8 protein-coding genes are annotated in these 11,979 nt (G+C 51.8%); all 8 read left to right on the top strand.

The features are described 5' to 3' along the window. Positions 1-208: 208 nt before the first annotated feature. The 8 genes from D7Z26_RS14390 (at position 209) to D7Z26_RS14425 (ending at position 11,975) form a co-directional block, all read left to right on the top strand. Positions 209-1,093 carry a helix-turn-helix transcriptional regulator gene (locus D7Z26_RS14390; protein ID WP_120977678.1) on the top strand — a complete coding sequence of 295 codons (885 nt, stop codon included), beginning with the start codon at positions 209-211 and terminating at the stop codon, positions 1,091-1,093. Between the two features lie 489 nt (positions 1,094-1,582). Next, entirely contained in the window at positions 1,583-2,926 is a 1,344-nt protein-coding gene (locus D7Z26_RS14395; RefSeq protein WP_120977679.1) for a DEAD/DEAH box helicase, read from the top strand. Positions 2,927-3,134: 208 nt separating this feature from the next. After that, entirely contained in the window at positions 3,135-3,914 is a 780-nt protein-coding gene (locus D7Z26_RS14400; protein ID WP_120977680.1) for a DeoR/GlpR family DNA-binding transcription regulator, read from the top strand. Positions 3,915-3,951: 37 nt separating this feature from the next. Continuing rightward, complete coding sequence (locus D7Z26_RS14405; RefSeq protein WP_120977681.1) at positions 3,952-6,192, top strand: helix-turn-helix domain-containing protein; 2,241 nt, start codon at positions 3,952-3,954, stop codon at positions 6,190-6,192. A 225-nt stretch (positions 6,193-6,417) separates the two neighbouring features. Then, positions 6,418-7,338: an ABC transporter permease gene (locus D7Z26_RS14410; protein WP_325050456.1), complete on the top strand. Its 921-nt coding sequence runs from the start codon at positions 6,418-6,420 to the stop codon at positions 7,336-7,338. A 16-nt stretch (positions 7,339-7,354) separates the two neighbouring features. Next, positions 7,355-8,248, top strand: coding sequence for a carbohydrate ABC transporter permease (locus tag D7Z26_RS14415; protein ID WP_233566918.1), 894 nt, complete (start codon positions 7,355-7,357; stop codon positions 8,246-8,248). A 65-nt stretch (positions 8,249-8,313) separates the two neighbouring features. Continuing rightward, positions 8,314-9,870, top strand: coding sequence for an ABC transporter substrate-binding protein (locus tag D7Z26_RS14420; protein WP_120977683.1), 1,557 nt, complete (start codon positions 8,314-8,316; stop codon positions 9,868-9,870). Between the two features lie 86 nt (positions 9,871-9,956). After that, a complete protein-coding gene (locus tag D7Z26_RS14425) occupies positions 9,957-11,975 on the top strand; it encodes a beta-galactosidase (protein WP_120977684.1) in 2,019 nt (672 codons plus the stop codon). The last annotated feature ends 4 nt before the right edge of the window (positions 11,976-11,979 follow it).

An 11,979-nucleotide genomic window follows, 5' to 3' on the forward strand; every position in this document is an offset into this window, starting at 1 on the left:
CTCTTGCTAGTCTATCCTACAATACCGAAGTGAACTCAGTATGAACAGAGCCATATACGTCGAAGATGATTGGCATGGCTTATTCGACATAATAAAAAGGATTACGCAACATCCAAATTGAATTTGTTTGTAACCGCGATCTAGAGGCAGGTCGCCTGTTCCAGGTAGACTTTATTGATTGATACGTTCAGAAAGCAGGTACCAGATCATGAATTATCCGCAGGAATTGCTTGAAGGCTATTCCGGTTGGGACAACGATTATCCGATTCGCGTTCACCGTAACGGGTCGCCCGTGACGCATAAGGAAGATTGCATCCTCGGGCTTCATTGGCACGAGCATTTCGAGATCATCGACATGCATGTCGGCAGTGCGGTTTTTTATATTGAAAGCAAGCCTTACGAGGCTGTTGCCGGAGACTTGTTGTTCGTACCCGCCGGCGGCTTGCATACCGGGTATAGTCTAATCGAAGGTAAGCTCGAGTACGTGGCGATCGTGTTCAACGAGGCGTTGATGCGCAGGCCACATACGGATCAGGTATATGAGCGATATATAACGCCTTATTTGGACGGCAGAGCAGTGCTTCCGGTAAAGTTATCGGCGGACGATGCGAGTTCGGAGCCTGCTCGACGACTTGTTCGTGAGGTGACGGAAGAATTGGAAGGCAAGGCGCCTGCCTATCAGCTCGTTGCCAAACACAAAATCGAGCTGCTGTTCGCGCTGCTCTCCCGCCGATTCTTGCCGCAGAAGCTCGTTGATAAGCCCGTCCAGCCCCGCATCGCGGAACCGTTCAAGCCGTTGATCAAGCATATCGAAACCCATTATTCGCAGTCCCTCTCAATCAACCAAGCCGCGCGTATGGTGAACTTAAACCCGTACCATTTTTGCAAAGCGTTCAAGAAGCTCACCGGCCGTACGTTCGTGGACTACGTGAACGGTCATCGGATGAACGAGGCTGATCGCCTGCTGCGGGAGACGGACCTTCAAGTGACGGAGATCGCGGAGCGGGTCGGTTGCGGCAACGCCAACTATTTTACGAAGCTGTACAAGAAGCATAAAGGGATGCCGCCTTCGCATGTTAAGAAACAGCGATGACGAGGTTGGGAGCATCGGTGCCCCGGGGTTCTCGATGCACAGGTGATCGCCAACGTTACGATGATTTTTATCGTAAGGTGTGCAATTTCGTGGAAAAACCCTGCCGTTACGATGTTTTTCATCGCATGAGGAACATAATTGGACATTTTCTGCCTGATTCGTCTACGTTACGATGTATTTCATTCTATCAGGCTGACTTTTTGAAGGGAATTGTAGCGTTACGATGTATTTCATCGTTACGCTAAGATGGGCGAGCGATAAATTCTCCGGTTATCCGGGAACAGATTGTTGTTTTATCGCGATTGGCGGCAGTCATGCGGGCACCTGCAAGCTCGCCTTCGGATAACTTTCGGCGCGGTATGACCGCGAGTTCGGCTGGACACGATGAGGTTGGAAGAAAAAATTGCTTCTGTATGTATGCGCTCGTATGTTATCCTTACTCGTTAAGACTTGATCGGGAACTCAAGCATTTTATCTTAAGGAGACGCTATGACATTTAACGAATTGAAACTCATACCTGAAATTCTTAAAGCGCTAACCAAGGAAAACTATACGACTCCGACTCCCATTCAGGAGCAATCGATCCCCGCGGTTTTGGCCGGCAAGGACTTGTTAGGGTGCGCCCAGACGGGAACGGGGAAGACGGCCGCTTTTTCCCTTCCGGTTATCCAATTGCTAAGCCAACAGCCAAGCAAATCCGGATCGCACCGCCGCGTCCGTTCTTTGATCCTGACTCCGACAAGGGAGCTTGCCCTGCAGATCGCCGAGAACATCGAAGCGTACAGCCAATTCCTTTCCCTGCGCTGCACCGCGATCGTGGGCGGCGTGTCGCAGAAAGCGCAGGAACAAGCGCTGAAGCAAGGCGCGGATATCGTCATCGCGACGCCGGGCAGACTTATCGATCTCATTAATCAAAAGCATATCGATTTGCAGCATGTTCAAATTCTAGTGCTCGATGAAGCCGATCGAATGCTCGACATGGGTTTTATTCACGACGTGAAGAAAATCATCGCCAAGATGCCTAGCAAAAGGCAGACGCTGTTTTTCTCGGCGACGATGCCGCCCGAGATCGCGCAGATGGTCAAAACCTTGCTCGTAAATCCGGTGAAGGTGGAGATCACTCCGGTTTCCTCGACGGCGGAAAGAATCGAGCAGACGGTCTATTTGGTCGACAAGGAAAATAAGCAGAAGCAATTGAATCTTCTGCTGCAGGACCCCTCCATCGTATCCGCTTTAGTATTTACCCGCACGAAACACGGAGCGGACCGCGTAGCGAAAGGGTTGAACAAAGAAAATATTACCGCGCAGGCGATTCACGGCAATAAGTCGCAGAACTCCCGCCAACTCTCCCTTAGCAATTTCAAGAGCGGAGCGACGCGCGTGCTGGTAGCGACGGATATCGCGGCAAGAGGGATCGACGTGGACGAGCTCTCGCACGTCATCAACTTCAACCTTCCCAACATTCCGGAAACCTACGTTCATCGAATCGGCCGAACGGGCAGGGCGGGACTGAGCGGCACGGCGATTTCCTTCTGCGAGTTCGAAGAAATCCCTTATTTGAAAGCCATCGAGAAACTCATCGGCAAGAAAATTCCCGAGGTGAAGGATCATCCCTATCCGATGGTGAACGAATTCGTGCCTTCGAAGCCTGTCCAACCGTCGAGGCCAGTACAGTCCGGCGCGAAACAGGTCCGCTCCGCGAAGCCAAACCCATCTTCCAAAGCGGCATCCGCCACGGCCGTTGCCGACGCGAAACCGGCCAAGCCCAAAGCGAACCCGCCGCGAAAGCCCAAGTCCGAGTGGTTCCAGAAGAAAAGCAAGCCCAGCCAATAAGCTGTGAGGCAGTAAGGGCAAGACACCGCGAAGTGTCTTGCTCTTATTTGCGTTCACGATATTTGTCTTGTTACAAAACAACACTTTATAGACTCTGGAAACGTTAACGTGCTATATTTGATTCGGAAACAATCGATGTAATGTTTATTTATAACATATGGAGCTACGACGAAGCCCCTATTATAGAAGAGTTGGAGTGAACCCGGAGATGAATAACGGATTAAATGCGCGTCAACTGCAAATCATGGAGCGAATTCAAGAGCTTGGAGAAATCAAGATCCCGGAGCTTAGCGAAGCCCTGCAAGTGACCGAGATGACGATTCGGCGCGATATCGAGAAGCTGGAGTCGCTAGGTTCCGTTAAGCGCACGTTCGGAGGAGCCATCTTCGTCGGGAAGGACGTTGCCCTGCAAGACAGGACGGGGATTAGAATCGAGGAAAAACAGCGGATCGGCAGAGCGGCGGCAAAGCTCATCCAAGCGGGAGATTCGATCTTCATCGACGGAGGTACGACGACGTTGGAGGTTGCCAAGCATATCCCGAAGGGCTTAAACATTACCGTGGTCACGAACGCGATGAACGTGGCCTTGGAGCTGGCGGGCAAAGAAATCCAGACGATGGTCACCGGAGGGATGCTTCGCGAGTCGACTTCGTCGCTCGTCGGACCGGTTGCGGCTCAGGCTCTGTCCGGAATGGCTTTCGATCGCGCGTTCTTGGGGGCGACGGGGATCGACGAACAGCATGGATTCAGTAACTCCAATCTCTACGAGACGGAGATCAAGAGGCTGGCCATCCGGCAAGCCAACGAGACGACCGTCGTACTCGACCACTCCAAATTCGGAGCCAAGGTATTGGCTTCATTCGCCTCGCTCGGGGCGATTCGTCGGATGGTGACGGATCGGCTTCCTCCGGAAGGGTTAGCGCTTGCCTGCCAAGAAGCCGGGCTGGAGCTGATCGTCGCGGATGATACCGGGGGAAAGCAACAATAAGACAACAAGAGGCATAACGGGATAAGGAGGAATACAGATGAAGCGATTATTTCCCCGACAAAAATACATTCGTATTTTTTTGGCGTTGTGCATTCTCTTTTCCCTCGTATCCATTCCTTTCGTCTACGTCATCTCCCGTCAATTTTCTACTTATGCGATGAAACAAATCGATAAATCCAATCAGACGGAAGTCGTGCACGCCCAGGAGAATTCGCAGTTCGTGTTTAAGAAGATGATCGGCTACGGCTTGAACATGTATCAGGACAAGAGCATCCAACGTTGGTTAACCGATAAGACGGAGACGCCCGAACACCAAGTAGACGCGATGAAGGCGGCAGCGAATTATACGACGACGGAACCGTTTATCGACAATATTTATTTGTTTAACATGCGGTCGGAGCATGCCATAAACTTAAAGTTCGGAATCACTTCCTTCGCCGGATTCTCGGATCAGACCATGCTCGATATCGTGAAGCAACCGAGAAAGTCATACCTGAATTTCCTGATCTACGAAACGAACGGGCAGAAGAAGCTGGCGCTGGTCATCCCTACGGTGCCTTCCGGCCAACTATCATTCGGCTATTTGGTCATGCTCTTGGATATGGATCTGCTTCAACAATATCTGCTGAAGGATAACCGCTCGACGGGCACGAGATCTTTTATCCTGAATCGGGACGGGCAGGTCATGCTAGGTTCGGGCGAAACGGCCGATTTGTACGCCGAATTGTCCAAGAAATCGGGTCAAGGAACAGGAAGCTTCGCGCAAACCTACGATGGCGAATTATGGTCGGTTCAATACGCGCAGATCGAGCCGCAAGGCTGGATCATTTATCAGATCGCCAAGTACGATCAAATTCTGGCCGACTTTAATTCTTTCAGGAACAAGATGCTGACGTTCGCCGCTTCCTTCGTCGTCCTCCTGTTGGTCATCCTGTTCTGGAATTCCCGGCGCACTTACAAGCCTTTCTCTCAGCTGGCGGATCAATTGGAGATGAAGTTCGGCTTGCAATTGAAAAGCCAGAGCAACGAAGGACCGCGGGAAGAGTATAAGGTCATCCGGTACGGCATCGAAATGCTGGCAAGCCAGGTAGACAAGATGGATACGTCCATGCGGGAGCATAAGAGCGTCATCAAGCTCGAATACTTACGGCAATGGATCGTTCAAGGCAAGCTTATCGCCCCCGTCGAACAATATCTCCGGGAGCAGACGGCTTTGTTCGAAGGCGACGGCCTTCATCTCTGCGTCATTCGCATTAACGAATACAGCTTGTTCGAGGACCAATACAATTTCGCTTCCCGGAAGCTGATGAAGTACGCGATAGGCAATATCGCGGAAGAGATCATGAACCGTCATCGGCATTCGGTATCCGTCGATCTGGGCGGAGATCATCTGGCATTGTTAATTTCAGGTTCGGATATGCCGATGGACAAGCTAGTTGAGATCTTGGATGACGTATCCAAGCAGATCGGGAAATGGACGCGAATCGGCGTTACGATCGCGGCGAGCGGAGTTCATGCGTTCGGAGACGATCTGCGCGGAATCTATAATCATATTTACGAGCTGACCATGCTTAAATTCATATCCGGGGAAGATAAAATCTATCTGGAGCAAGATTTCGAAGCTTATATGGAGCGGGTCCAGCCTCTGCCCGACGAACAACTGCTGGAAGAGCTCATCAAGAGAGTCCGCATGGGGAAAGCGGAGGAAGTCACGTCAAGCCTGGACGAGATATTCGGGCATATGCAGACGATGCATTACGCGGACAGTAAATTTCAACTTTCGCTAATCCTGTATACGCTGTTCAAAACGTTCAATAAACTGCCGTCCGTCGAGAACGTCGAAGGAATCGAAAGCATACTGGAAAGGTTCGATACGCTCGGCGGAGTCAAAGGATGGTTAGCGCAGGAGCTTCTGGCGATCATCGACGATCTCAGCAATAAGAAGGGGTCGAGCCGGAGGGACGAGATCGTGACCGAAATCGTGGAATACGTGAAAACGCATCTGCACGATCCGTTATTGACGATAGACGAAATCTCGGAGCACGTTTCGTTGTCCACGCGATATATTCGGCAGCTATTCAAGGAAGTCTACGAGACGACGCTCTCGGACTATATTATGGAAGAACGAATCAATAGGGTGAAAACGCTGCTCGAAACGACCGATTGGACGGTTACGGATATCGGCGAAAGATCGGGATTCCAGACGAAGAGCAACTTCTTTACGACGTTCAAGAAAGCGACCGGCATGACGCCGAGCCAGTATCGGGACATCGGATAGCGTCACCAACCAATAAGCGCCTTCAAGCGCCTTCGGGGTTCGCCCCGGAGGCGCTTTTCTTATGCCAATTCAAGCCCCGTGCCGGATCCGAGACCTCGCAACCGGAATAAGAACCCTCCTAATCGCCGATTTCAGCACCGTTTTTCCGTTATCAGAACTATACGTTAGGACGGACATCCGCCTATGATGGAGCCATGAGAGGAACATACTAACGAACAGAAGCGGGTGGGAAGGTTGAGTTTTCTCCAAGAGATCAGAAAAAATAAGTACTTGTATCTATTAGCGCTACCTGGCTTCGCCTTCTTGATCGTATTCGCTTACGTTCCGCTATCCGGACATCTAATCGCCTTCAAGAAATATAGACTGGCGGACGGATTGTGGGGCAGCAAATTCGTCGGGTTCGACAACTTCAAGTTTTTCTTCATGAGCGCCGACTGGTACAAGGTAACGTTTAATACGGCTTTTATTAACGGGTTGTTCCTTGTATTCGGACTCGGGATCGCTCTTCTGCTGGCGCTGTTTCTGAACGAAATTCGCCATGCGTTATTCAAGAGGCTGGCGCAATCGTTTATTTTCATGCCCTATTTCATTTCGTGGCTGGTCGTCAGCATGATGGCCTTCGCTTTCCTGAATACGACCGACGGCATAGTGAACAGAACGCTCGAAGCTTACGGGATGGAAAAAATAAACTGGTATCTCAAAGCCGACGTGTGGCCTGCGATCCTGACGGTGATCTACGTATGGAAGTTCGCGGGCTACTATTCGATTATTTTCCTCGCGGCCATTACGGGAATCTCGGGCGAGTATTACGAGAGCGCGCGGATCGACGGGGCGACCCGTTTCCAGCAAATCGTCCATATCACGCTCCCGCTGATCAGAAGCGTCGCCATCGTTCTCGGATTGCTCGGCGTCGGACGAATCTTCTATGGAGACTTCGGAATGATCTACGGCATTATCGGCGACAATAGCGCCTTATACCCGACGACCGACGTCATCGACACTTATACGTATAGAGCGCTTCGGGTATTGAGCGATTTCAGCAAGTCCTCGGCGGTTATCCTCTACCAGTCGATCATGGGCTTGATCACGATCGTCGTATTCAATCAGATCGCCAAAAAAATAGACAAGGATTCCGGATTGTTCTAAGGAGGAGCGGCAACCGATGACCACTCGGGTGAAAGAAGATAAATCGATATTGGAAAGAAGCTTCATAATCGGCATATATGCATTCGTCGCGCTATTCGCGCTCCTGTGCATCGTTCCGTTCTGGTTAGTCGTCATTAATTCGTTCGCTGCGGAAAGCGCGATCAAAATTCACGGCATGCAATTGTTTCCTAAGGAATTTTCTCTCTATGCTTACGAATACACGATGGCCGGCAAGCAGATCATGAGCAGCTACATGGTTACGATTACCGTAACGGTCGCCGGAACTTGCCTAGCCTTGCTGATTACCTCGATGTACGCTTACGTGTTGGCCCACCCGAAAGTGAAGTATCGCCGGATTCTATCTTTCATGACTTATTTCACGATGGTTTTCGGCGCGGGTTTGGTCGGCTTCTATATTCTGATCGCGAGCACGCTGGGGCTGAAGGATACGATATGGGCCTTGATACTTCCCTATCTATTAAACCCTTTCTTCGCGTTCATCATGGTGTCGTTCTTCCGGACGTTGCCTTACGAGATCAATGAGGCCGCCACGATCGACGGCGCCAACGACTTGTCCATCTTCTTCCGGATCATTCTTCCGATCTCGAAGCCGGTCATCGCTACGGTAGGTTTATTCTACGCGCTTCAATATTGGAACGACTATTTCCTGGCGCTGCTCTTCATAGACAACCACAATCTTCATCCGTTGCAGATCATGATTCGCCAGATCATCTCGAACGTGAATATCAGCTCGTATGTCGGAGGCAGTACGAATTACGCCCAAGCGGTGCCGACTTACGGGGTGCAGTTGGCGACGGTGTGCTTAACGATCGGCCCGATCATTTTCCTGTACCCGTTCATTCAGAAATTTTTCGTCAAAGGCATTACGATCGGCGCGTTAAAAGGTTAGGCTTGTTCCGGAGGGATCCGGTTAAGCATAGATAGATCCATACCTCGGGAGGTTGACGCAATACTATGAAAAAGACGCTTGCAGTAGGGTTATCGGTATTATTGCTTATGCTTGCAGTACTCGGTTGCAGCTCCAAATCGAATAATAACGGGTCTTCGGCAACGAACGACGCATCGGGAAGCAAGGCTCCCGCATCGGGGGATAAGCTCGATCCCGTTACGCTCAAAATCATCTTGCCGGGAGATCGCCCCGCGGATATGGACCAGGTTATCGCGGAAGCCGAGAAAAGGATGGCGGACACGATCAACGTAAAGCTGAACCTCGTATTCGTGCCGTGGTCCGATCTAGCTTCCAAGACGCAAGTCATGCTCGCCTCCGGCGAGGACGTCGACCTGATCTTCGATGCTCCTTGGTTGCACATGGAGCAAATGATCGCGGCCGGATATTACGAACCGCTTGAGGACTTGCTGGCGCAATACGGCCAAGACGCTGTCACGGTGCGTTCCCAGCAAATGTTCGATGCCAACAAATTCCAAGACAAAATCTACGCGCTTCCGCTCGGCAATTCCCATCTCGACGGAAGAACGTACGTGGTCCGCAAAGATCTTAGGGAGAAATACGGCATTCCTCCGATCAAATCTTACGAGGAACTGATCGCTTTCGCGAAAAAAGTCAAAGAAAACGAGAAGTCGATCATTCCGATCCTGACGAGCGGCCAACCTGGAGCGAAAGATCAATCGTGGGGAGCGTTTCGTTCCTTCATGACATTCGATCCGGAGATTCTGAGATCCGACGCGATCGGCCAAAGCCTTATCCTGAACTACAAGAACAACGACGGCAAAGTGTACAACCTGTTCGATCAAATGGATCCGACGGTATGGTCTTGGATCGAAGAAGCTCGCGAGCTGTATAAGGGAGGATTAATCCATCCCGACATTCTGGCCATCAAGGACGTCATGTCCGTATTCGAATCGGGAGACGTGGCCGTCCTTGCGACGAACAGCTTCGGCGTTCCGCAACAGATCGCGTCATCCCTTCCGAAGAACGTCCCGGGCGCCGAAGTCGAAGCCGTAACGTTCATTCCGCTGGAGAAGGGCAAAGTCACGACGAACTTCAAGCAAGCGAACTTCCAAGCCATTCCGAAGGTAAGCAAGAACAAAGAACGCGCCATGATGTTCCTGAACTGGACGGCGAAGAAAGAAAACTACGACTTGCTCGCCTACGGAATCGAAGGCCAAGATTACGAAGCGGTCGGCGACGATCAATACAAGACGCTTCCGGACAGCAAGTACGGTTACTTCCCTTACGCTTGGGTATGGAACCCGACGTTGGACCGTTTGAACGCGGGCTTCGATCCGGAATCGATCGAGCACTACAAATTCAACGCCAACGCTGACAATCTAATCGCGAGCAAGCTGACCGGTTTCTCCTTTAATCCGGAGCCGGTAGCGAACGAAGTATCCTTGTACAGCGCGATCGAGGACAAATACTATTCCTCGCTGTTCAACGGCGTAACGGACCCTACGGACACCTGGAACAAGCTGAAGGCCGAAGGCGAAGGTTACTTGAAAAAAATCCAGGTCGAGCTGCAAAAGCAAATCGACGAATTTCTTAATAAGTAAGCCCAACAACTTAGAATGAGGAAAAGCGGGTATTCGGCAAATATTGCCGGGTACCTGCTCTCTATTCCGGAGAGGCGACCGCTAACATGACAAACAAGCTAACGGGCTCTCGCGTAATGTACGGAGCCGATTACAATCCCGAGCAATGGCCGATTGAGATCATCGAACGGGATATCGTACTGATGAAAGAGGCCGGCGTCAACGCCGTAACGATTAACGTTTTCGGTTGGGGGATGATTCAGCCCTCGGAAGATATATACGATTTCGGCAAGCTGGATCGCGTATTCGATCTGCTGGAGCGGAACGGGATCGATGTCGTGCTGGCTACGCCGACTGCGGCGCCTCCGTCTTGGATGTTCCAGAATGATCCTACGATGCTAAAGGTGAACGAGGACGGCCAAAGAGTCGCGCATTGGAGCCGGCAGGCGTATTGTCCGAATCATCCGTCGTATCGCCGGGAAATACGCAATATCGCAAAAGTGCTGGCGGAACGTTACGGGAAGAGAACGAACTTGTCGCTGTGGCACATCAACAACGAATGCATCCTTCAATGTTATTGCGAATATTGCGCCGAGGCATTCCGAGTATGGCTACGTGAAAAATACGGGACGCTCGAACGGTTGAACGAAAGCTGGCAGCTTTGGCAGTGGAGTCTCGCCAAAAGCGATTGGAAGCAAATCATGCCCCCGATCGGAGGCATGAGCCATACGAGCGTAAGCTTGGATTACAAGCGATTCCTATCGGACAGCAATTTGCAAGGTTTCTTGGCCGAGAAGGAAGAGATCGCCCGGATCACGCCCGATATCCCGATCACCACGAATTTCTATTCGATCGACTTTCTAGGACAGATTCACCACGAGTGGGCTCCCCATCTGGACGTCATTGCCTGGGATAGTTACCCGCCGCATAAGGATTACGCGGTGTGGGCGGCATTCCAGCACGATTATTTCCGCGGCTTGAAGAATGCGCCGTTCCTGCTGATGGAGCAAGCTTCCAGCAACGTGAACTGGAAGCCGTACAACCCGGCCAAACGACCGGGAATGATGAGCTTGCAGAGTTACCAAGCGGTGGCCCGGGGAGCGGAAGCGATCATGTATTTTCAGCTCCGGCAAAGCCGCGGCGGCGTGGAGAAATACCATAGCTCGCTCGTAAGCCACGGAACGGAATCCGACAACCGGATCTTCCGGGAGATCAAGAAGCTTGGCCATGAACTGGAGAAGCTGGATAACGTGCTCCGCACCCGTATCGAAGCCAAAGTAGCCATTCTATTCGATATTTCTTTGATGTGGCTGGTCGAATGGAACAAAACGAGCCGGGATATCGATTACCGCGACACCGTCACCGCATTTTACCGACCGCTCTACGAAGCCAACATTCCTGTGGACGTCGTTCATCCGGGCTCCGATCTATCCGGCTACGACGTCGTTATCGCTCCGATGCTGTACATGTTCGAGAAAGGCGTTCCGGATAACTTGCGCGCTTTCGCGGAGCGGGGCGGCAAGCTGGTCATGAGCTACAACAGCGGGATGACGAACGAGTGCGACGTCGTGGAGTACGGCGGCTTTCTTCGTCCGATCGACGACGTCTTCGGGATTATCGTCGAGGAGGTCGATGCGCTGGAGCCCGATATGTGCAACCGGATAGAACGTTCGGACGGAAGCCGCTACCGAACCGACAAGTGGGGCGAGGTCGTTCGCTTGAACGGGGCGGAAGCGATCGCCGTGTTCTTGGACGATTATTATGCCGGACAACCGGCCATTACTCGCAATCGCTATAGGCAAGGCGAAGCCTATTACGTCGCTACTCATCCCGAGGACAAGTTCATTCGGGAGCTGCTGCTGGGTATCTGTTCGGAAGCAGGGGTATCGCCGCTATGCCCGAATGCGCCCGAAGGCGTAGAAATTACCGTGCGCGAGGATGAAGGCAGACGGTTCTTGTTTATGCTGAACCATAATCCGGTCTCGATCGAGATGGACGTGCGTGGGGATAGGGATTGGGCAGAGGGCATCGCGTGGCAGGACCTGCTTCGCGGAGAAAACGTCGAAGGGCGGATAACTCTAGCCGCATACGAGACCGTCATTCTGGAAGCGACGGCTCCGAGGTGAGGGG

Source organism: Cohnella endophytica, assembly GCF_003628305.1.
GTDB classification, from domain to species: Bacteria; Bacillota; Bacilli; order Paenibacillales; family Paenibacillaceae; genus Cohnella; species Cohnella endophytica.